A 24698-nucleotide genomic window follows, 5' to 3' on the forward strand; every position below is an offset into this window, starting at 1 on the left:
TGCGTCGGCACCGGGCAGGACCGGAAGGAAGCGTCAGCATGATCGAGTGGGTGTCATTCCGCTCAGGGGCCGCCCCCGTCCCCGAGCCCGTCGCGACGCCGCTGGTGTGGGCCGGGGCCGTCGGCGGCGCATCGGTACTGGTGGCGCTCCTCAACCACCTCGTGGGCCCGTACCGGCCCACGCTCGCGCTGACCGTGCTGTCCCTGCTGGCCGCGCTGCTCGGGCTGTGCGCCCGTTTCGTGGCGGCGCCCGGCACGGCGCTGCTGTGCTGGCTGCTCCTCAACGGCTTCGGGATTCCACCGGCGGGCACGCTGTCCTGGGCCTCGCACCGTGACGGGTTCTGGCTCACATGCCTGTTCGGCGCCACGCTCGTGGGCACGGTGCTTGCCCGTCTGGTCAATGCCCACGCCGCGTATCGGCGGCTGTCCACGGACGCTCCGCGGGTTGGGCCGTGATGTGTCGTCGGTCGGGTGCGGCTTCGTTGTGGCCGGTCGCGCAGTTCCCCGCGCCCCTTCGGGGCGCTGTTCGTTCCGCGGGTGAGGTGAGTTTGGGGGCAAGGGCCGTGATGCGTCGTCGGTCGGGTGCGGGTGCTCGTGGTTGGGCGCGCAGTTCCCCGCGCCCCTTTGGGGCGCGTGGCGGTGGTGCGTGGTCGGGGGCGGGTGTGTTGTGGCTGGGCGCGCAGTTCCCCGCGACCCTTTGGGGGCTTAGTTCCCCGTGCTTCTTTGAGGTGGGGGGTCGGTGAAGGCGGTCAGGATGTGTTGTGCGGCCAGGGTCGCCGTCAATGAGCCGTCCCTGACGCGTTGTTCCAGCTCGGGGGCGATGGCGCGGACCGCCGGGTCGGCGTGCAGCCGGCCCAGCAGTTCGTCGCGGACCATGGACCAGGTCCAGCCGACCTGCTGGTCGCGCCGCTTCGCGGTGAGCCGGCCGGTGGACTCCAGCAGCGCACGGTGCTGTTCGAGCCGCTGCCACACCGTGTCGAGCCCGGTCGCCTCCCGCGCGCTGCAACTGAGCACGGGCGGCGTCCACGCCGCGTCCCTGCCGTGCATCAGCCGCAGCGCACCCGCCAGTTCCCGCGCCGCCGCCCGGGCGTCACGCTCGTGCGGGCCGTCCGCCTTGTTCACGGCGATCACGTCGGCCAGCTCCAGGACGCCCTTCTTGATGCCCTGCAACTGGTCGCCGGTGCGGGCCAGGGTGAGCAGCAGGAAGGAGTCGACCATGTCGGCGACCGCGGTCTCCGACTGGCCGACGCCGACGGTCTCCACGAGGACCACGTCGTAGCCCGCCGCCTCCATCACCACGATCGACTCGCGGGTGGCCCTGGCCACCCCGCCGAGCGTGCCCGCGCTCGGGGAGGGCCGTACGAACGCCGCCGGGTCCACGGCCAGCCGCTCCATCCGGGTCTTGTCCCCGAGGATCGAGCCGCCGGTGCGGGTCGAGGACGGGTCGACGGCGAGCACCGCCACCCGGTGCCCCAGCGAGGTCAGCAGCGTGCCGAACGCGTCGATGAACGTGGACTTTCCCACGCCCGGCACCCCGCTCACGCCGATCCGCCGGGCCCGGCCGCCGTGCGGAAGCAGCTCGGTGAGCAACTCCTGTGCCAGCGCGCGGTGGTGCGGCCGGGTGGACTCCACGAGGGTGATCGCGCGGGCCACGATCGCCCGCCGCCCGTCGAGCACGCCCTTCACATAGGTGTCGAGATCGATCGCCGCCATGGCGCCCTACAGTTCGTGGCCGAGGTCGGCCGACAGCCGCTTCACCAGGTCGTACGCCGCGTCCGGGATCACCGTACCGGGCGGGAACACGGCCGTGGCACCCATCTCCAGCAGGGCCGGCACGTCCTGCGGCGGGATCACCCCGCCCACCACGACCATGATGTCCTCCCGGCCCTCCGCGGCCAGCCGCTCGCGCAGCGCCGGCACGAGGGTGAGGTGGCCGGCGGCCAGCGAGGACACCCCGACCACATGCACGTCCGCCTCGACCGCCTGCCGGGCCACCTCGGCGGGGGTCTGGAACAGCGGGCCGACATCGACGTCGAAGCCCAGGTCGGCGAAGGCGGTCGCGATCACCTTCTGCCCGCGGTCGTGGCCGTCCTGGCCCATCTTGGCGACCAGGATGCGCGGCCGGCGCCCCTCGGCCTCGGCGAAGGCGTCCACCAGGGCGCGGGTGCGGTCCACGGAGGGTGACTCGCCTGCTTCGTTGCGGTACACGCCGGAGATCGTACGGATCTGGCCCGCGTGCCGGCCGTACACCTTCTCCAGGGCGTCGGAGATCTCGCCGACGGTGGCGTGGGCGCGGGCCGCGTGCACGGCCAGCTCCAGCAGGTTGCCGTCGCCGTCGGCGGCCCGGGTGAGCGCGTCCAGCGCGTCCCGGCAGGCGGTCTCGTCCCGCTCCGCGCGCAGTCTGCGCAGCTTCTCGATCTGCTGGGCGCGCACGGCCGAGTTGTCGACCTTCAGCACCTCGATCTGCTCGTCGCTGTCGACCCGGTACTTGTTGACGCCGATCACCGGCTGCCGCCCCGAGTCGATGCGGGCCTGGGTGCGGGCCGCCGCCTCCTCCACCCGGAGTTTGGGGATGCCGGCGTCGATGGCCCGCGCCATGCCGCCCGCCCGCTCGACCTCCTCGATGTGCTGCCACGCCCTGCGGGCGAGGTCGTACGTCAGCCGCTCGACGTAGGCGCTGCCGCCCCACGGGTCGATGACCCGGGTGGTGCCGGACTCCTGCTGGATGAGCAGCTGGGTGTTGCGGGCGATGCGCGCGGAGAAGTCGGTGGGCAGGGCAAGCGCCTCGTCGAGCGCGTTGGTGTGCAGCGACTGGGTGTGGCCCTGGGTGGCCGCCATCGCCTCCACACAGGTGCGGATGACGTTGTTGAACACGTCCTGCGCGGTCAGCGACCAGCCCGAGGTCTGTGAATGCGTGCGCAGGGACAGCGACTTGGTGTTCTTCGGCTCGAAGCGCGACACCAGCTTGGCCCACAGCAGCCTGGCCGCCCGCAGCTTGGCGATCTCCATGAAGAAGTTCATGCCGATCGCCCAGAAGAACGAGAGCCGGGGCGCGAACGCGTCCACGTCAAGGCCCGCCTCCCGGCCCGCGCGGATGTACTCCACGCCGTCCGCGAGCGTGTACGCCAGCTCCAGGTCGGCCGTCGCGCCCGCCTCCTGGATGTGGTAGCCGGAGATGGAGATCGAGTTGTAGCGGGGCATCCGCCGCGAGGTGAAGGCGAAGATGTCGGAGATGATCCGCATCGACGGCTTCGGCGGATAGATGTACGTGTTGCGGACCATGAACTCCTTGAGGATGTCGTTCTGGATGGTCCCGGCCAGCTTCTCGGGCGGCACACCCTGTTCCTCGGCCGCCACGATGTACAGCGCGAGCACCGGCAGCACGGCGCCGTTCATCGTCATCGACACGGTCATCCGGTCCAGCGGGATGCCGTCGAACAGCTGCCGCATGTCGTAGATCGAGTCGATGGCCACGCCCGCCATGCCGACGTCGCCGGTCACCCGCGGGTGGTCGCTGTCGTAACCGCGGTGCGTGGGCAGGTCGAAGGCGACCGACAGGCCCTTCTGGCCGGCCGCCAGATTGCGCCGGTAGAACGCGTTGGACTCCTCGGCGGTGGAGAAGCCCGCGTACTGGCGGATCGTCCAGGGCTGGTTGACGTACATCGTCGGGTACGGGCCGCGCAGATACGGCGCGATGCCCGGATACGTGCCCAGGAAGTCCAGGCCCTCCAGGTCACGGCCGGTGTACAGCGGCTTGACGCCGATGCCCTCGGGCGTCTCCCACAGCGGCTCCGCGCCCCCGGCGGCCCGCCGCATGGCCGTACGCCACTCGGTTGCGTCGCCCGCCGGGTCGCAGCCGCCCAGGTCGATGGCGGAGAAGTCGGGGATTCCCATCAGGACACTCCCATGCGGTCGAGGGTCGCGGACAGGACGGCGACGGCGTCACAGCCCGCGAACACATACGAGTCGACGCCCGCATACCCGGCGGGCCGGCCCGCCAGGGACACATGCCGGGCACCGGCCGCCCGCAGGTCCGCCGCGGCCCGCTCGGCCTGTTCCGCGTAGAGCGCGTCACTGGAGCACAGCACGGCCTCGGTGGCGCCGCTGTCCGCGAAGCCGCCCTCGGTGACCGGTTCGACGCCGCCCGCCTGGAAGAGGTTGGCGGCGAACGCGGCGCGTGCGGTGTGCGCGGCGGCCGGGCCGATCGTGGCGAGGAAGATCCGCGGCCGGGCGCCGGTCGCCGCCAGATGGGCGTCGGAGCGGGTGCGCAGCGCCTCGAACGCCTCGTCGCGGCGGACCCGCGGCAACCCTCCGGACGGCGGCTCGGGCGCCGGTTCGCGGGTCACGGGCTGCTCCGCCAGATGCGGGAACTCGCTGACGCCGGTGACGGGTTCGCGCCGGGTGGCGAGCCGCGCCGTGCGCTCCTGCCAGGTCTTCGCCAGGGCCGCGCGGATCCGGCCCGAGCGCAGCACGGCCGCCTGGCCGCCGGCCCGCTCGATCGACCGGAAGAACTCCCAGCCCGCACGGGCGAGTTCGTCGGTCAGCCGCTCCACGTACCAGGAGCCGCCCGCCGGGTCGATCACCCGGGCCAGATGCGACTCCTCCACCAGGATCGTCGAGGTGTTGCGGGCGATGCGGCGGGCGAACGCGTCCGGCAGGCCCAGCGCGTGGTCGAACGGCAGCACGGTCACCGCGTCGGCGCCGCCGACCCCCGCGGCCAGGGCCGCCACGGTCGCCCTGAGCATGTTCACCCACGGGTCGCGACGGGTCACCATGACCGGCGATGTCACGGCGTGCTGGAGCTGCGCGCCCGCGTCGGCCACCCCGCACACCTCGGCGACCCGCGCCCACAGCCGGCGCGCCGCGCGCAGCTTGGCCACGGTCAGGAACTGGTCGGCGGTGGCCGCGTACCGGAACTCCAGCTGGGCGCAGGACTGTTCGACGGTCAGCCCGGCCCCGGTCAGCTCGCGCAGATAGGCGACGCCGGTGGCGAGCGTGGCGCCGAGTTCCTGCGCGGCGGAGCCGCCGGCCTCGTGGTACGGCAGCGCGTCCACGGTCAGCGCCCGCAGCCCCGGGTACGCGCCGGCGCAGCGCTCGGCGAGCGCCGCGACCGGGGCGAAGTCCTGCCGGTCTCCGGTGCGGGCCTCGTAGCCGAGCGGGTCCGCGCCGAGGTTGCCGCGCGCCGCCTCGGGGGCGATGCCCCGCCGCGCGTACAGCCCCAGCAGCTCCCGGGCGGCGGCCTCGACGTCCCGGCCCGCGTCCAGCACGACCGGCGCCAGGTCGAGAAGGACGCCGTCGAGCGCGCGGCGCAGCCCGGAGACCGGGATGCCGCCCGCGCCCACCAGCAGCCAGAGCGAGGTGGCGCCGTTCTCCAGGTCGGTGAGGACCGCGCCGTCGGCGAGCGCCGCGTGCCGCTGCCGTACGTCCCAGCCGGCCACGGTGTGGCCCTGAGGGCGGCCGCCGCGCACGAACGGGGCGAAGCCGGGCAGGCCGGGCTCGGGCGCGGTGTCGCGCGCGGTGTACAGGGGGCGGGTGCGCAGCCCGTCCTCCAGCGTCGTGGACAGGGCGTCCTCCGCCGCCGCACCGGAGACTTCCTGGCCCGACTTGCGCAGCACACCCTCGACCAGGCGTTGCCACTGCTCGTGTGTCGCGTCAGGGAACTCGGCGGCCAGGGAGAGCCCGTCGTCAGGCAGGACCGTCATGCTCGGATGCTAGGCCAGCACGCTCGCACGGCAGTGCAGCACGCGCTGTGACGTTTCCCTCCCCGGCCCTGTGACCTGAGCCTCCCCGCGGGTCTCCTGGGGCGCCTCGCGGGACGGGGGTCGCGGCTGGGACGTTCAGCGGGTGCCGTCCGCGAGTCCGGGCAGCAGGCCGAGCACGGCCGCGCGCTGGGCCGGTCCGACGGACTCGGCCAGCGCGTCCTTGACCGCCTCGGCGAGCAGTCCTGAGGACTCCCGCAGCAACCGCCGTGCCTTGTCGGTCAGGGTGACCTCCACGCCCCGCTTGTCGCCGCAGACGGCTCTGCGGGTGACCAGGCCCGGCCGCTGGAGGCAGGCGATCTGGTAGGTGAGCCGGGTCTTGGGGCGGCCGAGCAGGTCGGCGATCCGGGTCATGCGCAGGCCGCCCTGCGGCTGTTCGGCCAGCAGGCACAGGATCAGGAACTCGTCGTGCGAGACGTCCAGGGTCTGTTTCACCACGGACCGCAGCCGCTGCTCCGCCGCCGCGGTCGCGGCCAGCAGCAGCATCCAGGCGCGCAACTCGCCGGGGAGCAACCCTGTTCCCTCCGCGGAGGGGCATTCGGGCTGGTCGGCGGGGGGTTGGTGGTGGGCGGCCATGAGAGTGAGTCTACCTGTTGTCCAAATTTGGATCGTGGGCTAGCGTTGACCCACAGCTCATCCAAATTTGAACCATCTACTCGAATCCGTCATTCGAAGGAGCACGACCATGACCGTCGCCGTGGAAACGGGTCTCTGGCAGGTCGACCCCGCCGCCTCCGCCGTCACCCTGCGGCACAAGACCTTCTGGGGCCTGGTCACCGTCAAGGGCACCTTCGCCGCGGTGGCCGGACAGGGCGAGGTCCGGCCCGACGGCTCCGCCACCGGCACCGTGACCCTGGGCGCCGCCTCCCTGGACACCAAGAACGCCAAGCGCGACGCCCATCTGCGCTCGGCCGACTTCCTCGACGCGGACAACCACCCGGAGATCACCTTCACGGTGCAGGGCGCCGAACTCCGCGACGGCGACACCGCCGAGGTCACCGGCCGGCTGACGGTACGGGGCATCAGCAGGCCGCAGACGCTGACCGCGAGGGTCGTGCGGGCCGATGCCGACGCGCTCTCGCTGGAGGCCGAATTCACGGTGGACCGGGAGCAGTTCGGCCTCGGCTGGAACCAGCTCGGCATGATCCGCGGCCTGACGACGATCACCACCATCCTCCGCTTCACCCACACCCCGGCCTGAACCGCCCCACCGGCTCCCGCCCCGGCCCCGGCTCGGTCGCGGGTCGCGCGGCGGCGAGAACCGGCCGTCGGCTCGCGCCTCCCGCCCCCGGCTGCCTCTTCGCGCGCCCGTCGCCGCGAACTGGCCGGTGGCGCGTGGTGCCGGTGCCGGTGGTCGCTTGGGCTGTGGCGGTTCGCGTGTGCCGGATGTCAGCCCGAGGGGTCGAGGGTTCGTAGGTGTACGTCCTGGCTCGACAGGGTTTGGGGGGTGGCGGTGAAGGCGCGTAGGCGGATTCGTGTGTGCGGGCCGGGGACGGTGAAGCGGCCCTTGGGCGGGCGGAGTTCCAGGGTCGCCGTGCCGTGGGCGGGAAGGGTCGCCGGGCCGCGTACCAGGGACCAGTACCGGTTCATGCCCTGCCCCGTGGTGAGCGTGAAGTGCGGGGTGAGCGCGTCGCCCGCCGAGTTCGTCACCCGCAGGGTGAGCGCCGAGACCACGCCGGCCGAGGCGTTCCGCACCGAGGCGACCCGCATGCGCAGCGGCGGCGTGCCGGTCACCGCGAGGGCCGCGCTCAGCAGCGCAGGCGAGACCAGCAGCGCGCTCACGGCGGCCAGCGCCGGCCCGCGGCGTACCCCCGTCAGCGGCCGGGGCCGCGGCTGCCAGGCATGCTCGAACTCCGCGGGCGCCGCGGTCACCGCACCCGCCAGCCACAGCGGCGTCATCATCAGGTAGTAGCCGTCCTGGGAGCGCGTCGCCAGATAGAAGGCGCACCAGGGCAGCACGGTCGCCGCGGGACCCAGCCGCCGGACGAACAGCACGAACAGCGCGAGCAGCGCGGCCGCCAGGAACATGCTCGCGTGCGCGTACCAGTCAAGCCGGTCGCTGCCGTCGGTGAAGTACAGCGAGACGCCCACCAGGCCCTGCCCGTGCAGCACCGCGCCCTGGGTGAGCGGCAGCGCGATCCCCTCCAGCCAGGGGCCCGGCTGCCGCACCAGGAAGTACGTGTTGATCAGCAGCCAGCAGATGGCGGCGACCCCGGCCAGTCGCAGAATCAGCAGCCCCGCCGCCCGGCCGCCCAGCTCACCGCGGCGCACGGCGTAGATGCCGGCCAGCAGGAACGGCGCGAGGAACCAGGGCAGTTGCTGGGCGGCGCAGGCCGCGCCCAGACAGGCCGCCCGGGCGATCCCGGCGGCGCCCAGCCGCCCGCCCCGCCCGATCCGCGGCCAGCGCACCACCACCGGCACCAGCAGGGCCAGCCCGATGATCGCCGGGTAGCCGAGCCGCGCGTACGTCGGCAGGAAGCCGAAGCCCAGGCAGGCCATGGTCGCCGCCGACCGCCACGGCGCGGGCAGCATCCGCCACAGCGTGACCGCGCCCACGACGAGGGCTGCGGTGCTCACCGCCGTGGCGGGCGCGCCGCCATGGCCCAGCCACAGCAGCGGCGCGGTCAGCAGCGGCGCCAGCGGCGGATAGCCGTACGTCAGGTCGTAGCCGCCGCTGGTCGTCGGTGTCAGGGCCACGCCCTTCCCGGTGAACAGCCAGGGCCAGGGCTGCCCGTAGACGGGGTGCCCGGCGGCGAGTTCCCGGGCGGCCTGGGTGGTGAGGACCGCCTCGTCGCCGCCGCTGTGGTTCAGCGCCCAGGTGCACAGGACCAGCGTGACCGCCGTCACCAGCACCACCAGGTCGAGACGGGCCAGCGAACGGGTCCGACGGACCGTCAGGGCCAGCACCCCGGTGACCAGGACGGCCGCGTAGCACACGGAGATGACGGCCGCGAGGACCATGCGGTGCGTGGCCGCCTGCGTCCACACCGACCGGGTGCCGATGAACAGGCTCACATCGGCCAGGAGCGTGAGGACGCGGTGCCACTGCGCGGGAGTGCCGGGTTTCTCCCGGGCGGCGGACACCACCGACTGCGTCCGCCGCCCGGGTGTCACCTGCTGTGTTTCTGCCAAGTGCACGGCATGGGACCGTAGTCGCGGTCGGTGAGCGGGGCGTCACGGGAGGCGAAGAGTCCGGTGTGAGGGCGGTAAGAACCGGGCGTATGGGTACACGTGCTCGAAGTTCCGCCGGCGGTGGGGTGGCCGGAGTCGGTCGCGCTTCGTGTCGCTGTTGGGCCGAACGGGTGACTTGGCGTAAGAATTGGCCGGTGAAGGCATGGACTGCGAGTCAGATCGGGGGGAGCCGGTGAGCCGTTACGACGCCACCGATGAACAGTGGGAAGGGCTCGCCCAGGTCGTGCCGCTGCGGGGCCGGGACGCCTGGCCGTCCGCGGTGGACCATCGTGCGCTGCCCGAGGCGGAGACCGAGACCCGCCGCCGGTTCGTGGTCCTGCGGATCAACGTGTTCGCGGACGCCCGCGAGGTCGCCGAGACCGTGATGGCCGGCATACCCGTCCTGCTCGACCTGAGCAGCGCCGAGACCGACGTCGCCAAGCGCGTCCTCGACTTCAGTACCGGCGTCGTCTTCGGACTGGGCAGCGGCATGCACCGCGTCGACCGCAATGTGTTCCTGCTCACCCCGCCCGGCATCGAGGTCAGCGGACTCATGGCGGGCGCCGGCGTCTCCGGCGGCTGAGCCCGGTCCCCCGTTCGTAGGAAGGTGCCGCGGACGGAACGGTTCGCCCGGGCACCGGAGTCCTAGGGTCCGGACATGGCCGAGCCCCGCGCGTCCGCCGCGCCCGTCCCGCACCCAGCGCACCCCCGAACCGGCGGGCTGCCGCCGCCGGGCGCCCCCACACCACCGGGTTCCCGCGCGCCGTCGGATTCCGGTACGCCGCCGGGTGCCCGCCTGCCCTCGGGTTCTCGCGCGCCGTCGGGTGCTCCCGCGCCTCCGGGTTCCCGCGTCCCCTCGGATTCGGGTACGTCGTCGGGTGCTCGCCCGTCCCCGGGCTCCCGGGTCCCCTCGGGTCGACCGGCGCGGCCCGAGGGGATGGTGCGGCCGGGGCTGACCGAACTGCGGCTGTCCGCGTTCGCAGGGCACCGCCGTGCCGGGTTCCCGCTGGGGCCGCTCACCCTGCTCGCGGGGCCCAGCGGGAGCGGCAAGACGACCGCGCTGCGGGCGTACGAGGCGCTGGCCCGGCTCGCCGGCGGCGCCCCGCTCGCGGACGTCTTCCCGGACCCGGCCGACTGCGTGCCCGAGCGGGCAAGACCCGACGCCCAGCGCCGCCGCGGCTTCCGCATCGGATGCACCGCGGACGGCCCCGAGGGCCCGGTCCGGCTGGACGTCGCCGTCCAGGCGGAGCCCGAACTGCGCATTGTGGGCGAGCGGTTGACGGCGGGCGGGCGGACCCTCCTGGAGACCGCGCTGCGCGACCCCGCGCGGCACGCCGTTCAGGCCGCCTGGCACACGGCGGGCACGGCCCCCGTCACCCGCGCCCCGCTCCCCGACGACCGCCTCGGCACCGCGCTGCTGCCGCTGCGCGTGGCCGGCAAGACCGACGGACAGCGGCAGGTGCTCGCCGCCGCGGAGCAGACCGTGGTCGCCCTGCGCTCCGTCTTCGCCTGTGATCCGCGGCCCGACCGGATGCGCGGGCCCGTCCCGCTGGGCTCCGGGCGGCTGCTGCCCGGCTGCGACAACCTCGCCGACGTCCTGTGGCGCACCCGGTCGGAGTGCGGGCGCCGGTACGCGCAGCTCGTCGCCGCGGTGCGCGAGGGCTGCCGCGGCCCCGTGACCGACCTGCTCGCCGAGCCGCTGGGCGACGGCACCGTACGGGCGCTGCTCGACCGGGGCGACGGCGTCCGCTCCGACGCCGGCCGGCTAGGCGACGGCGAACTCCGCTATCTGGCACTGGCTTTGGTGCTGCTCACCGGGCCGGGCGTGCTCGATGTCGACGCGCCGGGCGAGGTGCCCGACGCGATGCGCGGCCTCACCGTCCTCGCCGACGGCCTCGACCGGGCCCTGGACGGGCGCCAGCGCGGCGGGCTGCTGCGGCTCGCGGCGCGGATGTGCGCGCTCGGGCACATCCGGTTCGTCGGGGCGGTGAGCGACGCCTCGTGGGCCGCCGGGACGGACGGGGTCACGGTGGTGGACATGGACCCGGTGGTACACCTGGAACCGTGACGGAACACCTGGACGTGGCCACACTGCAGCGCCGCCTGGCCGAGTTCGCGGCCGCCCGGAACTGGCAGCCCTACCACACCCCCAAGAACCTGGCGACCGCCCTCAGCGTGGAAGCATCCGAACTGGTCGAGATCTTCCAGTGGTTGACGCCCGAGGAGTCGGCCCGCGTCATGGCCGACCCGGACTCGGCGCACCGGGTCACGGACGAGATCGCCGACGTCCTCGCCTATCTGCTCCAACTGTGCGAAGTGCTGGGCGTCGACCCGCTGTCCGCGCTGGACGCGAAGATCGACCGGAACGAGCGGAGGTTCCCGGTGCCGGGGGACGGCGCCGGGGGCGGAACGCAGCGCGGACCGGTGAGCGGCGGGGGCGCGGGCACGTAACCTTACGCTCCGCTTTCACTCTCCGGAGTCAAAGTAGCCGTCGAATCCGAATTGTTGTCCACAGATTTCCGTCTTCCTCTGGCTTTTCGTCCCACGGGCCTTCACTCTGGGTAGTGGACGGCGCAGCGAGGGCGAGACGTGCGAGGAGCACGTCGGAGGGACGGGGGCAGCGCATGGACGCGGTGCGGCTCATCGGGACGAGCAGGCGCGCCCTGACCGCGGGCGGTGACGCGCCGCAGACCCTGGCGGAGGTGTGGCAGGCACAGGCCCTGGCCCAGGCGATCGGCAGCCGTCTGGCGGTCTCCGGACCACCCGAACTGCGTGGCGAGGCACTGGGCCTGACGGAGCTGGCGGGCCGGGGCTGCGGCGTCCTGGACGCGCCGGACCTCGACCCCGGGGACCTGCGCGCGGCCCAGCTCACCGAACTGGACGACGCCCGCCACACGCTGCTGTGCCTGGGCGGCCTGCTCGCGGAGGTCGGCATCGCCCTGGTCGGGCTGGCCAGCGCCGCGGCCGACGAGGCGACGTACTGGCAGTGCATGGAGGCGATCGACGCGGCGGACGAGTCCCGCGACCGGGTGCGGGAGATGCTGCGCAAGCTGGCCGCCAGAGAGGAGGCGGCGATGCCGGAGACGGAGGTGGGCTAAGCAGGTCCAGTGAAGTCCGCTGCGGTTCGACAGCGCCCCGAAGGGGCGCGGGGAACTGCGCGAGCAGCCACTACGGTGCCGCAGACGATCGACGGCATATCGCGGCATGTCCAGCGGAGCGCTTGGCGCGGGCCGGCGCCGACCGGCCGCGCCTCAGCCGAGATCGGCCTCGTCCGCGGGCGCGCGGCGGTGCGCCCCGGCCGACTGCAGATCCACCCCCAGAGCGGACAGATCCGCGTTCAGAGCGGACAGGTCCGCGTTCAGGGCGGCCATCAACTCCTCCATCTGCTCCAGCAACCCCTTCGGCTGCCCGGACCCCGCAGGGAGCGGCACGGACTCTTCCGACATGACGGCCTCCTCGCGGACGCCGGACGGTCCGGCCCCCACCGCCCAACGATGATCGCGGGGGCCGGTCACCGCCGCCACGGCAGCGGGGCGCGCGGTTGACGTGATTTCACCCGCCCGGGGACTGCGGTGACCGGGGGTGCCGGTGGGGTCGGGAAGGGCGACGGCGTGCAGGATGGATGTATGGACCTTCGCATCTTCACCGAGCCCCAGCAGGGGGCGACCTACGACACCTTGCTCGCCGTGGCCAAGGCCACCGAAGACCTCGGCTTCGACGCGTTCTTCCGCTCGGACCACTACCTGCGCATGGGCAGCGTGGACGGGCTGCCCGGCCCCACCGACGCCTGGATCACCCTGGCCGGGCTCGCCCGCGAGACCAAGCGCATCCGGCTCGGCACGCTGATGACCGCGGGCACCTTCCGGCTGCCCGGCGTCCTCGCCATCCAGGTCGCGCAGGTCGACCAGATGTCCGGCGGCCGGGTCGAACTGGGGCTGGGCGCGGGCTGGTTCGAGGAGGAGCACAAGGCGTACGGCATCCCGTTCCCGAAGGAGAAGTTCGGCCGCCTTGAGGAACAGCTGGCCATCGTCACCGGACTGTGGGAGACCAAGGTCGGGGACACCTTCGACTTCCACGGCACCTACTACGACCTGACCGGCTCGCCCGCGCTGCCCAAGCCCGCCCAGGCGAAGATCCCGGTGCTGATCGGCGGGCACGGGGCGACCCGTACGCCGCGGCTGACCGCACGCTACGCCGACGAGTTCAACATGCCGTTCGCCTCGATCGAGGACAGCGAGCGGCAGTTCGGCCGGGTCCGTGCCGCCGCGGAGGCGGCCGGGCGTGCCGCCGACGACATCACGTACTCCAACGCCCTCGTCGTCTGCGTCGGCCGGGACGACCAGGAGGTCGCCCGCCGGGCCGCCGTGATCGGCCGCGAGGTCGAGGAGCTGAAGGCCAACGGCCTGGCCGGCTCCCCGGCCGAGGTCGTCGACAAGATCGGCAAGTACGCGGAGATCGGCTCCGAACGGATCTACCTCCAGGTCCTGGACCTCACCGACCTGGACCACCTGGAACTGATCGCATCCCAGATCCAGACCCAGCTGTCGTAACCCCTACCCCGCCCCGCCTGGCCCCTCCACCCACGTCGCACCCCACCACCCTGACCCCACGCGGCACCTACGCGGGGCAGGGTGGGGGAGTGCCCAGGCAGCCGGGGCGGTCCTTCCTGGTGGCCGGTACGGGCCTTTCATGTTTCTGGCGGACCGTCGGGTCCGGTTCGGCTTCGCCAGGCTCCATCGACAACAGTGACGTCCCTGAAAATTCCCTCTGAGACCCGCCGGGGGACTTCTTCCCATTCGCGGATCACTCGGCGCTTGCCGTCGGGAATCTCAGGCCAATCCGTGCGACTGATCACCGTGCCCGCGTAGATCGGGTCCCAGGAAATTCCGTAAAAGGGGCCAATTTCGGGTATTAGCGTTGCCAGGCAATGAAGAGTTCGGCGATGATACCACTTACTAACTGCGGTGAGCTTCAATCCCGATTCCAGAGCTTCCCGCAGGTGAGGGAGGGAGAATTCTACGTTTTGCCATGTATTGACTGCGTGATCTTCGCACCGAATTACATTGTCAGGGACTCCACGTTCAATAAGAAGCTCGCGGAACATGTGGGCTTCCACGATTCCTGTGTGCCGATTGATTCCTCCGGTTGCGATGATCAGTGGCGCAAGTCCTTTGTGATACCGCTGTGTCGCGATTTCGACCGGCTGAGGCTGGTTCGTCCCGAACAAAAAGTGGGCGGTTGGTTCGTCCTGTGGCGGTGGTGCCTCAATGTCCACGAAACTGACGATTTCACGAATCTGCTCCGCGCTGAGATCGGTACCGCTCATTGCGCCCCTCCGAGAGTGAATGACTAGATGATGTTTCCGGTTAGTTGGCCAGTCACTTCCAGATATCGAGCTTGGTACTCCTCTACCTGCTTAGCGTTGGCGAAGTCACGTTCAAGCACGCGGCTGAGTTTTCCGGCAAGAGTTACCGTCGGCCATGCCGGACGGCTTCCCGCGAGCGCGTAGTACCCGGCGGACACGGCTTCATCCAGGTTTCCGGCTCCTGCTTGGGCAAGCCCCAGGATGAGCAGAGCGCGGGCGTAACTCGATGGGTGTTCACCGCGCTGCCGCGCTTCGGGTCGATAGAGCGTTTGCAGTACGCGGGTGGTGGCAGTCACTGCCTCTTCGTGGCGCCCCAGCAGCATCAACGATGTGGCTGTGTACGGAGGGTCTTCCCCAGGGGAAATAGAGAAGGCCCCCGTGACCTTCACATCGTCAGGCAACTTCTTCATTTCCTTCGAGGCATAGCGCCTTGCCGTTTCCGTGCGGCCTGCGTCGCCGGTCATCGCTGCTGCCCGCATTTCTTGTGTGGCTAGTTTCGCATGAACCAGAGTCCCCGACGTGGTGACACTCTGACCTTGGGAGGTCAGCGCCACGGACTGGTGAGGTCGTCCCTGGTAGAAGGCAATCAGAGACTTTGTGAGAACAGCCCATCCCGACAATTCCGGGTGCCCGACTTCTTGGCTTCGCCGTTCGGCGTCACTGCACCAGATATGCGCTGCTGCATGCGCACCCATGTCGCACGCAGCGATGCCTAGGAGGCAGGAAAGCCAGCCGACAGACAGCGTGATGTCCCTTCGCTGCCCACCAGGCATGGCAGTTTCGAGAAAGCTGCTTGCATAGTCCCTGACGGTGAGTAGTTCTTCATAAACCTCTGTCGGTGGCATGGAGTAAATCGTCAGGGTGTAGTGATCGATAAGCTCACCGAGAACAACAGGAAGCATGTTCGCACTGTCATTGCTCATTACTTCGAGAGTCTGAATGACGCGTTGCCCCCGGTTGATCTGTGTCGCAGCAGCTGACAGAGCGGCAGCAGAAGCAGAGACGAAAACGCGCCGGTCGACGCCTACCGCCTCCCCTCGTTGTGGCGCTGTTCCTTCAGAGGCATGGTAAATCTCGGCGTCAGGCTGTGCAGGGCTGCTGTTGCATTCCCACGAGCGCGTCGGCAATCCGAGCATTTCCCCTGGGATGCCGAATCCATCCGCTACACGTTCGATGACTTCTCGCCCACGGATGCCCCTGACGCCACGGATGATGTCACTGACCCGAGAACTGGTCATCTTCCCGATAGCTGCCGCCATCCCAGCGTGACTTGATCCGGTACGGCGATTGACAAGCCGGAAGATCTCTTGGAAGTTCCGGGCGGCACAGGCTTGCCGCATGGCTTCGCTGTTGAGGAGCGCGTCAGGAATCGTCAGCGGATATCCGCTCCGCTGAGCCGCGCGGTCATCCATGTAGCCACCTACCAAACCGAAGTGATCTAGGGCCAGCGTAGCCCCAGGGCTCCAGCGGGGAACCCCGAACGAGCCGATACGGGGTTCCCCAAATGGGCTTGCGGGGTTCCCCGTTCGCTGTTCCGTGAGGAGCCCCGCCCGGCTGAAGCTCTTCCGGCGGCGCCACCCGCGCGCTGGACAACACGAACCCCCGCGACCGTGGCGACGGTCCGAGGGCGTGGCCACCAACCGGTAAGGGGTTGACGACATGCTCAAAGCTACAACCAGACTCCCCCAACGGCAGCGGCGGACGGAAGCGGGGGAATGCTCGCCCGCCGGGACGCAACCCCGATCGTGGCGTACTGGCACTCGGATTGCGCCCTGAAACGGGTGGCGCAGTGATCCCCATGGACCAGTACAAGAGCGCACGCGCTGAGGCGGAACACACGACGGCACTGCTCCGGGCTGCGCTGCAACGCGCCGGACTCCCCGAGCACGAAGCCGCGCGGGTGCGTGCCCTGGTCACCAGCAAGGGACGCGCGTTCTACGGCGTGCACGTACAACAACAACGACCCGCGCTGTGTCGAGGTGGCGACGAACGTTTTCGGCAAGGTTGCGGTCCGCAGTTCCAAGACCGGTCTTACGGTCGAGTTCACGGCGGTCGAGTGGACCGACTTTCTGACCGGTGCCAAGCTGGGCGAGTTCGACGTCACGGCGTAGGGAGTGGTTCTCATGGGGCAGTGTCCGCAGTGTGGCAGCGGCGCAGAACCCGACCCGGAACACTCCGGGGTGCTGTGGTGCCTGTCGTGCTGGCACGTCTGGACGCTGCCCCGTGAGCAGGTCTGCCCCGGCTACCGGCCGACGCTGAACAGCGCGCTGCGCAAGCTGGACGAGTACCGGGACCTACACCAGTGAGCCTGGTACTCGCTGAACCGCCTCAGACGCCAAAACGCCCCGTGCGGCCCAAGTGCCGTGCGGGCTTCTGTGTTGTCTGACGTGCCGTGGGGTCAGAGGGGCTGGAGGCGGGTGTGGAGGAGGCAGAACTCGTTGCCTTCCGGGTCGGCCAGGACGTGCCAGGTTTCGGTGCCGCTCTGGCCGACGTCGGCGGGCCTTGCGCCGAGGGCGAGCAGCCGCTCCAACTCGGCGTCCTGGTCGCGGTCGGTGGCGTTGACGTCGATGTGCAGCCGGAGCTTCCCGGGCCGCGGGTCGCTGCTGGGGCTGATGACCAGGGTGGGCTGCGGCCCGCCGAAACCGACGCCGGGCGGCCCGATCTCGATGCTTCCGTCGTCTTCCCGGCCGAGTTCGACGTAGCCGAGGACATCGCTCCAGAACGCGGCGAGTCGGTCGGGGTCGGCGGCGTCGATGACCAGCTCACTGATGCGGCATGCCATGCCCGCGAGTGTACGGAGCCGCCCCGGGAGGGGGAATCGAGTATCCGCAGCCGACCCGAGGCAATGCGGCCGGCCCGAGGCAATGCAATCGTGCCGAGGAATGCAGCCGTGCCGAGGCAATGCAGCCGACCCGAGGCTATGCAGTCGGCCCGAGGTAATTCAGTACCGCCGCGGGTCCGCCGACACCCATACTCGCTCACGTGTTCCTGACGATCTCCACCACGGGCGACGACACCAACCCCGCCACCGACCTCGGGTTTCTGCTGCACAAGCATCCCGACAAGGCGCAGACGTTCGCCACCTCCCTCGGCACCGCGCACGTCCTCTACCCGGAGGCGAGCGTGCGGCGCTGCACGGCGGCGCTGCTGCTGGAAGTGGATACGGTGGCGCTGGTACGGCGGGGCAAGACGAAGGGCCGCGGCGGCGCTCCGGACGCGGCGCTCGCGCAGTACGTCAACGACCGCCCCTACGCGGCCTCCTCGCTGCTCGCCGTGGCCCTGGGCAACGTCTTCTCCAGCGCCATGCGAGGCGTGTGCCGCGCCCGCCCCGAGCGGGCCGCCGCACCGCTGCCGCTGCGCGTGCAGGTCCCGGCGCTGCCCGCGCGCGGCGGCCCCGACCTCGTACGACGCCTCTTCGAACCGCTGGGCTGGACGGTCACGGCCGAACCGGTCGCGCTGGACGCCCAGTTCCCCGAGTGGGGCGATTCGCGGTACGTCGGACTCGTCCTGGAGTCGCGGACCCTGACCCTCGCCGAGGCGCTGCGCCACCTCTACGTGCTGCTCCCGGTCCTCGACGACGCCAAGCACTACTGGGTGTCGTCCGACGAGGTCGACAAGCTGCTGCGCGCGGGCGAGGGCTGGCTGCCCGGCCATCCGGAGCAGCGGCTCATCGCCAGCCGCTATCTGACCCGCCGCTGGTCGCTGACCCGGCAGGCGATGGAGCGGCTTGAACTGGTGCGGCTGGCCGAGGCCGACGACAGCGCGGTCGAGGACATCGACAACGCGGTCGCGCAGGAGACCGAGACCGAGGAGAAGCCGACCCCGCTCGCCGTGCTGCGCCGGCAGGCGATCCTCGACGCGCTGAAGCGCTCCGGCGCGACCCGGGTCCTCGATCTCGGCTGCGGACAGGGCCAGTTGGTGCAGGCGCTGTTGAAGGACCCGTCGTTCACCGAGATCACCGGCGTCGACGTGTCGATGCGGGCGCTCACCATCGCCTCCCGGCGGCTGGGACTCGACCGCATGGGCGAGCGCCAGGCATCCCGCGTCCGGTTGTTCCAGGGCTCGCTCGCCTACACCGACAAGCGGCTCAAGGGCCATGACGCCGCCGTGCTCAGCGAGGTCGTCGAGCACGTCGACCCGCCCCGGCTGTCCGCCCTTGAGTACGCGGTGTTCGGCGCGGCCCGCCCCCGCACCGTCCTCGTGACCACCCCGAACGCGGAGTACAACGTCCGCTGGGAGACGCTTCCCGCCGGGCACCTGCGGCACGGCGACCACCGGTTCGAATGGACCCGGCAGGAGTTCCGCGCCTGGGCCCGGGCGGTGGCCGAACGGCACGGCTACGACGTGGAGTTCACGCCGGTCGGAGCGGACGACCCCGAGGTCGGACCGCCCACGCAGATGGCCGAGTTCACGCTGGGCGCAAAGGAGGCGAAGGCAGCATGACCGAGACACCGCACAAGGGACGGGTCCTGCCCGTCACCGACCTCTCCCTCGTCGTGCTCGTCGGCGCGTCCGGCTCCGGCAAGTCGACCTTCGCGCGCCGCCACTTCAAGCCCACCGAGGTCATCTCCTCGGACTTCTGCCGCGGCCTGGTCAGTGACGACGAGAACGACCAGGGCGCCACCCGGGACGCGTTCGACGTGCTGCACTACATCGCCGGGAAGCGGCTGGCCGCGGGCCGCCGCACCGTCGTCGACGCCACCAGCGTGCAGCAGGACAGCAGACGGCAGCTGATCGAACTGGCCAAAAAACACGACGTCCTGCCCATCGCCATCGTCCTCGACGTGCCCGAGGAGGTGTGCGCCGAGCGCAACGCGGCCCGCGCCGACCGGGCCGGCATGCCGCGCCGGGTCATCCGTCGGCACACCCGCGAACTGCGCCGCTCGCTCAGGAGCCTGGAGCGCGAGGGCTTCCGCAAGGTGCACATCCTGCGCGGGGTGGACGAGGTCGAGGGTGCGAGCGTCGTCACCGAGAAGCGTTTCAACGACCTCACCCACCTCACCGGCCCGTTCGACATCATCGGCGACGTCCACGGCTGCTCCGCCGAACTCGACGCCCTGCTGACCAAGTTGGGCTACACGGACGGCGTGCACCCCGACGGCAGGACCGCCGTGTTCGTCGGCGACCTCGTCGACCGCGGCCCGGACAGCCCGGGCGTACTGCGCCGCGTGATGGCGATGGTCGCCGCGGGCAGCGCGCTGTGCGTGCCAGGCAACCACGAGAACAAGTACGGCCGGTACCTGAAGGGCCGCAGGGTCCAGCTCACCCACGGGCTCGCCGAGACCGTGCGGCAGATGGCGCAGGAGAGCGAGGAATTCCGGCAGCGGGTGGGGGAGTTCATCGACGGACTCGTCAGCCACTACGTCCTCGACGGCGGGCGGCTCGTCGTCTGTCACGCGGGACTGCCGGAGAAGTACCACGGGCGCACCTCCGGACGGGTCCGCTCGCACGCCCTGTACGGCGACACCACCGGCGAGACCGACGAGTTCGGGCTGCCGGTGCGCTACCCGTGGGCGGAGGACTACCGGGGCCGGGCGGCCGTGGTCTACGGACACACACCGGTGCCCGAGGCGTCCTGGCTGAACAACACCATCTGCCTGGACACCGGCGCCGTCTTCGGCGGCAAGCTGACCGCGCTGCGCTGGCCGGAGCGGGAACTGGTCGACGTACCGGCCGAGCGGGTCTGGTACGAGCCGGTGAAGCCGCTGCGCGGCGAGGCGCCCGGCGGACGGGAGGGCCGGCCGCTCGACCTCGACGACGTGCGCGGCCGGCGGGCCGTGGAGACCCGGTACGCGGGCCGGGTCGCGGTGCGCGAGGAGAACGCGGCGGCGGCGCTTGAGGTCATGAGCCGGTTCGCGGTGGATCCGCGGCTGCTGCCGTACCTGCCGCCGACCATGGCGCCGACGGCCACCAGCCGGGTCGAGGGCTATCTGGAGCATCCGGCCGAGGCGTTCGCGCAGTACGCCGGGGACGGTGTCGCGCGGGTCGTGTGCGAGGAGAAGCACATGGGCTCGCGGGCCGTGGCCTTGGTGTGCCGGGACGAGGAGACGGCGCGCGTGCGGTTCGGGGCGGAGGGGGTGACCGGGGCGCTGTACACCCGCACCGGGCGGCCGTTCTTCGACGACCAGGCCGTGACCGAGCAGGTTCTCGGGCGGCTGCGGTCGGCGGCGGACGCGGCCGGTCTGTGGGACGGGCTGGACACCGACTGGCTGCTGCTGGACGCGGAGCTGATGCCGTGGTCGCTGAAGGCGTCGGGGCTGCTGCGCAGCCAGTACGCGGCCGTGGGCGCCGCCTCCGGGGCGGTGTTCCCGGGGGTGCTGGCGGCGGTGGAGGGCGCGGCGGCGCGCGGTGTCGACGTGGCCGGGCTGCTCGCCCGCCAGCGGGAGCGGGCCGCCGACGCGGCCGCGTTCACCGACGCGTACCGGCGCTACTGCTGGCCCACCGAGGGACTGGACGGGGTGCGGCTCGCCCCGTTCCAGCTCCTCGCCGTGCGCGGACGCAGCCTGGCCGGTCTGCCGCACGACGAGCAGCTGGCCCTGATCGACCGGCTTGTCGAGCATGACGGGAGCGGGCTGCTGCGGACCACGCGCCGGCTGTACGTGGACACCGGGGACCCGGAGTCGGTACGGGCCGGCGTCGACTGGTGGCTGGAGCTGACCGGGCGGGGCGGCGAGGGCATGGTCGTCAAACCGGTGGCCGCGCTCGCCCGCGACCCGCAGGGCCGGCTGGTCCAGCCCGGCATCAAGTGCCGGGGCCGCGAGTACCTGCGGATCATCTACGGTCCCGAGTACACCCGCCCGGACAATCTCGCCCGGCTGCGGCAGCGGTTCCTGAACCACAAGCGGTCGCTGGCGATCCGCGAGTACGCGCTGGGCCTGGAGGCCCTGGACCGCCTGGCGGACGCCGAGCCGCTGTGGCGGGTGCACGAGGCGGTGTTCGCGGTCCTCTCCCTGGAATCAGAGCCAGTCGACCCACGCCTGTGACCAACCTGACCCGGGCAGGGGGCAACACACAACCCCCTGCCCGCCGCCCCGCCCACCAAAGCGCCCCAACCCCGGACCCGCCCCACCCCTGCGGTCCCGCTGACCGGCGTCGGCCTGTCCGCAGGCTGTTCTGTCGGGAATTGTCGTGGGGTGGCGGCTGATTTGGCCCGCCCGCGTGCCCCGATTCCTCTTGGCGCGCGGGCTCCGGACCTGCCCCGGCCTTGCGACCTCGCTGACCGGCGTCGGCTTGTCCCTCCGGGGCCGCCCCGGTTTTGCGGCTCCGCTGGCCGGCGGCGGCCTGTCCGCAGGCTGTTCCGTGGGGAATTGTCGTGGGGTGGCGGCTGATTCGGCTCGCCCGGGTGCCCCGGTTCGTCTTGGCGTGCGGGCTCCGGGCTCGCCCCGGCCTTGCGGCCTCGCTGGCCGGCGTCGGTCTGTCCCGCTCGGCCTGTCCTTCCGGGGCCGCCCCGGACCTGCGGCTCGGCTGACCGGCGTCGGCCCGTCCGCACGGCCTGCTGTTTGGGGTGGGTCCGGCTGGTGGCCGCGGGACCCGAGCCGGGCGCGAGCCTGTTCCGTGCGGAGCTGCCGTCGGCCGGCGGCGGATCCCCGCGGCCCCCGCCCAGCAGGCGCCGCCGCCGTGCGCAGGCCCCCGCCGCCCGGTGCCGCATCGGCTCCACAGTGTGTGCATCCGTACCGTCGCTGACGGCGCCCGCCCCCGTGGCGCGACGCTCGGGTGCGCGACGCTCGGGACGGATGACGTCGGCCCGGGGCAGGCGGTCCTCGGCCGTAGGAAGGCAGCGCGGGCCGGACAGACCCGCTTCTGCCGCATCGACCGCGTCCGCCCCCGGCACCGGGGCCGTCGGCAGCCGTGTGACGCGTCGGACATGGCCCAGGTTCAGCCGGGCGGCGTTCAGCGCGAGGTCTTGTCGTCGGGGGGACGAGGATAAGAACGGGCGGAAACTCGGGGGAGGGAGGGTGAAGCCGGGGTGGGGCGGCCAGGATGGAGGCATGGGATTCCATGTCGACTCCGAGGCCGGGCGGCTGCGCCGCGTCATCCTGCACCGGCCGGATCTGGAGCTCAAGAGGCTCACCCCCAGCAACAAGGACGCCCTGCTCTTCGACGACGTGCTGTGGGTGCGCCGGGCGCGCGCCGAGCACGACGGCTTCGCCGACGTGCTGCGCGACCGCGGGGTCGCCGTCCACCTCTTCGGCGACCTGCTTACCGAGACCCTGGACGTGCCGCAGGCAAGGGGTCTCGTCCTGGACCGGGTCTTCGACGAGAAGGAGTACGGCCCGCTCGCCACCGACCACCTCCGGGCCGTCTTCGAGGCCATGCCCGCCCGCGACCTCGCCGAGGCCCTGGTCGGCGGCATGACCAAGCGGGAGTTCCTGGACGCCCACGAGGAGCCGACCTCCGTCCGTTTCCATGTGATGGACCTCGACGACTTCCTCCTCGACCCGCTGCCCAACCACCTCTTCACCCGGGACACCTCCGCCTGGATCTACGACGGCGTCTCCATCAACGCCATGCGCTGGCCGGCCCGGCAGCGCGAGACCGTGCACTTCGAGGCGATCTACCGGCACCACCCGCTGTTCCGCGGCGAGGAGTTCCACATGTGGTCCGAGGGGCAGGCCGACTACCCGTCCACCATCGAGGGCGGCGACGTCCTGGTCATCGGCAACGGCGCCGTCCTGATCGGCATGAGCGAGCGCACCACACCGCAGGCCGTGGAGATGCTGGCGCACGAGCTCTTCGCCGCCGGGTCGGCCCGGACGATCGTCGCGCTCGACATGCCCAAGCGGCGCGCGCTGATGCACCTCGACACCGTGATGACGATGGTCGACGGCGACGTCTTCACCCAGTACGCCGGCCTCGGCATGCTCCGCTCGTACACCATCGAACCGGGCGCCGTCGACAAGGAGCTCAAGGTCACCGACCATCCGCCGGAGCACATGCACCGCGCGATCGCCGCCGCCCTCGGGCTGAGCGAGATCCGTGTGCTGACCGCCACCCAGGACGTGCACGCGGCCGAGCGCGAGCAGTGGGACGACGGCTGCAACGTTCTCGCCGTCGAGCCCGGAGTGGTCGTCGCGTACGAGCGGAACTCCACCACCAACACGCATCTGCGCAAGCAGGGCATCGAGGTGATCGAGATCCCGGGCAGTGAACTGGGGCGCGGCCGGGGCGGGCCGCGCTGCATGAGCTGTCCGGTGGTGCGCGACCCCGTATAGACCCGTCGTACGGACCCGTCCGTATATAAATGCTGAGCATCGTATAGACTTCCACCGTCTACAGGTCTTCCACAGTGCCCCCGGACCCCCGGCCCCCGTCCTCGTATCCCCTGGAGCGCCCCTCATGGCGACAGTCCCGACCGCCCTCGCCGGCCGCCACTTCCTCAAGGAGCTGGACTTCACCGAGGAGGAGTTCCGCGGTCTGATCGAGCTGGCCGCCGAGCTGAAGGCGGCCAAGCGGGCCGGGGCCGAGAGACGGCGGCTGACCGGCAAGAACATCGCGCTGGTCTTCGAGAAGACCTCGACCAGGACCCGCTGCGCGTTCGAGGTCGCGGCGGCCGACCAGGGCGCGCACACCACCTATCTGGACCCGGCCGGCTCGCAGATCGGGCACAAGGAGTCCGTGAAGGACACCGCCCGGGTGCTCGGCCGGATGTTCGACGCCATCCAGTACCGCGGCCACGGCCAGGGCGTCGTCGAGGAGCTGGCCGCATACGCCGGGGTGCCCGTCTACAACGGCCTCACCGACGAGTGGCACCCCACGCAGATGCTCGCCGACGTGCTCACCATGACCGAGCACAGCGACAAGCCGCTGACCCGGATCGCGTTCGCCTACCTCGGCGACGCCCGCTACAACATGGGCAACTCCTACCTGGTCACCGGCGCCCTGCTCGGCATGGACGTGCGTATCGTCGCCCCGCGGCTGCTGTGGCCGGACGAGACGATCGTCGAGGTGGCCCGGCAGCTCGCCGGTGCCTCCGGCGCCCGGATCACGCTCACCGACGACGTGAAGGAGGGCGTACGCGGCGCCGACTTCATCGCCACCGACGTATGGGTGTCGATGGGCGAGCCCAAGGAGGTCTGGGACGAGCGCATAGCGCTGCTCGGCCCGTACGCGGTGACCATGGACGTGCTGCGCGCCACCGGCAACCCGGACGTCAGGTTCCTGCACTGCCTGCCGGCCTTCCACGACCTCGGCACCGACGTCGGCCGCGAGATCCACGAGCGGCACGGGCTGACGGAGCTGGAGGTCACCGACGAGGTCTTCGAGTCCGAGCACTCCGTCGTCTTCGACGAGGCGGAGAACCGGATGCACACCATCAAGGCGGTCCTGGTGGCCACCCTGACCTGACCACCGCACCCCCTCGTTCACCACCGGCCCCACCGGCCCCACTACCCCGCCGGTTACACC

Annotated in this window: 22 protein-coding genes; 13 read left to right on the forward strand and 9 right to left on the reverse strand. The window is 71.4% G+C overall.

The features are described 5' to 3' along the window. The first annotated feature begins 38 nt into the window (after positions 1-38). Entirely contained in the window at positions 39-455 is a 417-nt protein-coding gene (locus AC27LF_RS04605; RefSeq protein ID WP_479661617.1) for a hypothetical protein, read from the forward strand. Between the two features lie 249 nt (positions 456-704). Here AC27LF_RS04605 and meaB read toward each other — a convergent pair whose 3' ends face one another. The 4 genes from meaB to AC27LF_RS04625 form a co-directional block, all read right to left on the reverse strand. Then, complete coding sequence (gene meaB, locus AC27LF_RS04610; RefSeq protein WP_479661616.1) at positions 705-1712, reverse strand: methylmalonyl Co-A mutase-associated GTPase MeaB; 1008 nt, start codon at positions 1710-1712, stop codon at positions 705-707. Between the two features lie 6 nt (positions 1713-1718). Continuing rightward, positions 1719-3893, reverse strand: coding sequence for a methylmalonyl-CoA mutase (gene scpA, locus AC27LF_RS04615; protein ID WP_479661615.1), 2175 nt, complete (start codon positions 3891-3893; stop codon positions 1719-1721). Next, positions 3893-5701, reverse strand: a complete 1809-nt coding sequence (locus tag AC27LF_RS04620; RefSeq protein WP_479661614.1) for a methylmalonyl-CoA mutase subunit beta — start codon at positions 5699-5701, stop codon at positions 3893-3895. The genes scpA and AC27LF_RS04620 overlap by 1 nt, the downstream gene beginning before the upstream one ends. 135 nt (positions 5702-5836) lie before the next feature. Continuing rightward, positions 5837-6334: a MarR family winged helix-turn-helix transcriptional regulator gene (locus AC27LF_RS04625; RefSeq protein ID WP_479661613.1), complete on the reverse strand. Its 498-nt coding sequence runs from the start codon at positions 6332-6334 to the stop codon at positions 5837-5839. A 109-nt stretch (positions 6335-6443) separates the two neighbouring features. Here AC27LF_RS04625 and AC27LF_RS04630 point away from each other — a divergent pair, with 109 nt between their 5' ends. Beyond that, positions 6444-6959 carry a YceI family protein gene (locus AC27LF_RS04630; RefSeq protein WP_479661612.1) on the forward strand — a complete coding sequence of 172 codons (516 nt, stop codon included), beginning with the start codon at positions 6444-6446 and terminating at the stop codon, positions 6957-6959. A 188-nt stretch (positions 6960-7147) separates the two neighbouring features. On the opposite strand, the gene AC27LF_RS04635 is transcribed toward AC27LF_RS04630, so the two are convergent. After that, complete coding sequence (locus AC27LF_RS04635) at positions 7148-8872, reverse strand: hypothetical protein (RefSeq protein WP_479661620.1); 1725 nt, start codon at positions 8870-8872, stop codon at positions 7148-7150. A 220-nt stretch (positions 8873-9092) separates the two neighbouring features. On the opposite strand from AC27LF_RS04635, the gene AC27LF_RS04640 reads away from it, so the two are divergent. From AC27LF_RS04640 to AC27LF_RS04655, 4 genes are all read left to right on the forward strand, one after another. Then, positions 9093-9512 carry a cell division protein SepF gene (locus tag AC27LF_RS04640; RefSeq protein WP_404038090.1) on the forward strand — a complete coding sequence of 140 codons (420 nt, stop codon included), beginning with the start codon at positions 9093-9095 and terminating at the stop codon, positions 9510-9512. A gap of 354 nt (positions 9513-9866) precedes the next feature. Beyond that, the gene (locus AC27LF_RS04645; protein WP_479661611.1) at positions 9867-10997 is read left to right on the forward strand and encodes an AAA family ATPase; all 1131 of its coding nucleotides are present in this window, start codon (positions 9867-9869) and stop codon (positions 10995-10997) included. Beyond that, positions 10994-11380, forward strand: coding sequence for a nucleotide pyrophosphohydrolase (locus tag AC27LF_RS04650; RefSeq protein ID WP_479661610.1), 387 nt, complete (start codon positions 10994-10996; stop codon positions 11378-11380). Before AC27LF_RS04645 ends, AC27LF_RS04650 begins: the two co-directional genes overlap by 4 nt. A gap of 173 nt (positions 11381-11553) precedes the next feature. Next, positions 11554-12027, forward strand: coding sequence for a DUF6099 family protein (locus AC27LF_RS04655; RefSeq protein WP_479661609.1), 474 nt, complete (start codon positions 11554-11556; stop codon positions 12025-12027). 153 nt (positions 12028-12180) lie between these two features. On the opposite strand, the gene AC27LF_RS04660 is transcribed toward AC27LF_RS04655, so the two are convergent. Then, positions 12181-12375 carry a hypothetical protein gene (locus AC27LF_RS04660; RefSeq protein WP_479661608.1) on the reverse strand — a complete coding sequence of 65 codons (195 nt, stop codon included), beginning with the start codon at positions 12373-12375 and terminating at the stop codon, positions 12181-12183. Between the two features lie 180 nt (positions 12376-12555). On the opposite strand from AC27LF_RS04660, the gene AC27LF_RS04665 reads away from it, so the two are divergent. Further along, positions 12556-13479 carry an LLM class F420-dependent oxidoreductase gene (locus AC27LF_RS04665; protein ID WP_479661607.1) on the forward strand — a complete coding sequence of 308 codons (924 nt, stop codon included), beginning with the start codon at positions 12556-12558 and terminating at the stop codon, positions 13477-13479. 137 nt (positions 13480-13616) lie between these two features. Here the strand turns inward: AC27LF_RS04665 and AC27LF_RS04670 are convergent, their stop codons facing one another. Both AC27LF_RS04670 and AC27LF_RS04675 read right to left on the reverse strand, forming a co-directional pair. Continuing rightward, a complete protein-coding gene (locus tag AC27LF_RS04670; protein ID WP_479661606.1) occupies positions 13617-14255 on the reverse strand; it encodes a YdcF family protein in 639 nt (212 codons plus the stop codon). 23 nt (positions 14256-14278) lie between these two features. After that, on the reverse strand, positions 14279-15706 hold the full coding sequence (locus AC27LF_RS04675; protein WP_479661605.1) for an NsdA family TPR-like regulatory protein: 1428 nt from the start codon (positions 15704-15706) through the stop codon (positions 14279-14281). 492 nt (positions 15707-16198) lie between these two features. Here AC27LF_RS04675 and AC27LF_RS04680 point away from each other — a divergent pair, with 492 nt between their 5' ends. Both AC27LF_RS04680 and AC27LF_RS04685 read left to right on the forward strand, forming a co-directional pair. Further along, positions 16199-16405 carry a DUF397 domain-containing protein gene (locus AC27LF_RS04680; RefSeq protein WP_479661604.1) on the forward strand — a complete coding sequence of 69 codons (207 nt, stop codon included), beginning with the start codon at positions 16199-16201 and terminating at the stop codon, positions 16403-16405. A 12-nt stretch (positions 16406-16417) separates the two neighbouring features. After that, positions 16418-16600 (forward strand): hypothetical protein, encoded by a 183-nt coding sequence (locus tag AC27LF_RS04685; RefSeq protein WP_479661603.1) that lies wholly within the window; start codon positions 16418-16420, stop codon positions 16598-16600. Positions 16601-16692: 92 nt separating this feature from the next. Here AC27LF_RS04685 and AC27LF_RS04690 read toward each other — a convergent pair whose 3' ends face one another. Continuing rightward, positions 16693-17076, reverse strand: coding sequence for a VOC family protein (locus AC27LF_RS04690; RefSeq protein WP_479661602.1), 384 nt, complete (start codon positions 17074-17076; stop codon positions 16693-16695). Between the two features lie 200 nt (positions 17077-17276). Here AC27LF_RS04690 and AC27LF_RS04695 point away from each other — a divergent pair, with 200 nt between their 5' ends. The 4 genes from AC27LF_RS04695 (at position 17277) to argF (ending at position 24638) form a co-directional block, all read left to right on the forward strand. After that, positions 17277-18737, forward strand: a complete 1461-nt coding sequence (locus AC27LF_RS04695) for a 3' terminal RNA ribose 2'-O-methyltransferase Hen1 (RefSeq protein ID WP_479661601.1) — start codon at positions 17277-17279, stop codon at positions 18735-18737. Further along, positions 18734-21277 (forward strand): polynucleotide kinase-phosphatase, encoded by a 2544-nt coding sequence (locus AC27LF_RS04700; RefSeq protein ID WP_479661600.1) that lies wholly within the window; start codon positions 18734-18736, stop codon positions 21275-21277. Before AC27LF_RS04695 ends, AC27LF_RS04700 begins: the two co-directional genes overlap by 4 nt. A 1005-nt stretch (positions 21278-22282) precedes the next feature. Beyond that, the gene (locus AC27LF_RS04705) at positions 22283-23506 is read left to right on the forward strand and encodes an arginine deiminase (protein WP_479661599.1); all 1224 of its coding nucleotides are present in this window, start codon (positions 22283-22285) and stop codon (positions 23504-23506) included. 124 nt (positions 23507-23630) lie between these two features. Beyond that, entirely contained in the window at positions 23631-24638 is a 1008-nt protein-coding gene (gene argF, locus AC27LF_RS04710) for an ornithine carbamoyltransferase (protein WP_479661598.1), read from the forward strand. The last annotated feature ends 60 nt before the right edge of the window (positions 24639-24698 follow it).

The sequence above is a fragment of the Streptomyces diversicolor genome, from assembly GCF_057537855.1.

Coding starts and splice junctions, on each gene's coding strand:
- argF (WP_479661598.1), top strand. CDS start 23,631: ATGGCGACAGTCCCGACCGCCCTCGCCGGCCGCCACTTCCTCAAGGAG.
- AC27LF_RS04670 (WP_479661606.1), bottom strand. CDS start 14,255: ATGAGCGGTACCGATCTCAGCGCGGAGCAGATTCGTGAAATCGTCAGT.
- AC27LF_RS04665 (WP_479661607.1), top strand. CDS start 12,556: ATGGACCTTCGCATCTTCACCGAGCCCCAGCAGGGGGCGACCTACGAC.
- AC27LF_RS04685 (WP_479661603.1), top strand. CDS start 16,418: ATGGGGCAGTGTCCGCAGTGTGGCAGCGGCGCAGAACCCGACCCGGAA.
- meaB (WP_479661616.1), bottom strand. CDS start 1,712: ATGGCGGCGATCGATCTCGACACCTATGTGAAGGGCGTGCTCGACGGG.
- AC27LF_RS04605 (WP_479661617.1), top strand. CDS start 39: ATGATCGAGTGGGTGTCATTCCGCTCAGGGGCCGCCCCCGTCCCCGAG.
- AC27LF_RS04620 (WP_479661614.1), bottom strand. CDS start 5,701: ATGACGGTCCTGCCTGACGACGGGCTCTCCCTGGCCGCCGAGTTCCCT.
- AC27LF_RS04655 (WP_479661609.1), top strand. CDS start 11,554: ATGGACGCGGTGCGGCTCATCGGGACGAGCAGGCGCGCCCTGACCGCG.
- AC27LF_RS04700 (WP_479661600.1), top strand. CDS start 18,734: ATGACCGAGACACCGCACAAGGGACGGGTCCTGCCCGTCACCGACCTC.
- scpA (WP_479661615.1), bottom strand. CDS start 3,893: ATGGGAATCCCCGACTTCTCCGCCATCGACCTGGGCGGCTGCGACCCG.
- AC27LF_RS04645 (WP_479661611.1), top strand. CDS start 9,867: ATGGTGCGGCCGGGGCTGACCGAACTGCGGCTGTCCGCGTTCGCAGGG.
- AC27LF_RS04640 (WP_404038090.1), top strand. CDS start 9,093: ATGGACTGCGAGTCAGATCGGGGGGAGCCGGTGAGCCGTTACGACGCC.
- AC27LF_RS04625 (WP_479661613.1), bottom strand. CDS start 6,334: ATGGCCGCCCACCACCAACCCCCCGCCGACCAGCCCGAATGCCCCTCC.
- AC27LF_RS04660 (WP_479661608.1), bottom strand. CDS start 12,375: ATGTCGGAAGAGTCCGTGCCGCTCCCTGCGGGGTCCGGGCAGCCGAAG.
- AC27LF_RS04630 (WP_479661612.1), top strand. CDS start 6,444: ATGACCGTCGCCGTGGAAACGGGTCTCTGGCAGGTCGACCCCGCCGCC.
- AC27LF_RS04675 (WP_479661605.1), bottom strand. CDS start 15,706: ATGGATGACCGCGCGGCTCAGCGGAGCGGATATCCGCTGACGATTCCT.
- AC27LF_RS04690 (WP_479661602.1), bottom strand. CDS start 17,076: ATGGCATGCCGCATCAGTGAGCTGGTCATCGACGCCGCCGACCCCGAC.
- AC27LF_RS04705 (WP_479661599.1), top strand. CDS start 22,283: ATGGGATTCCATGTCGACTCCGAGGCCGGGCGGCTGCGCCGCGTCATC.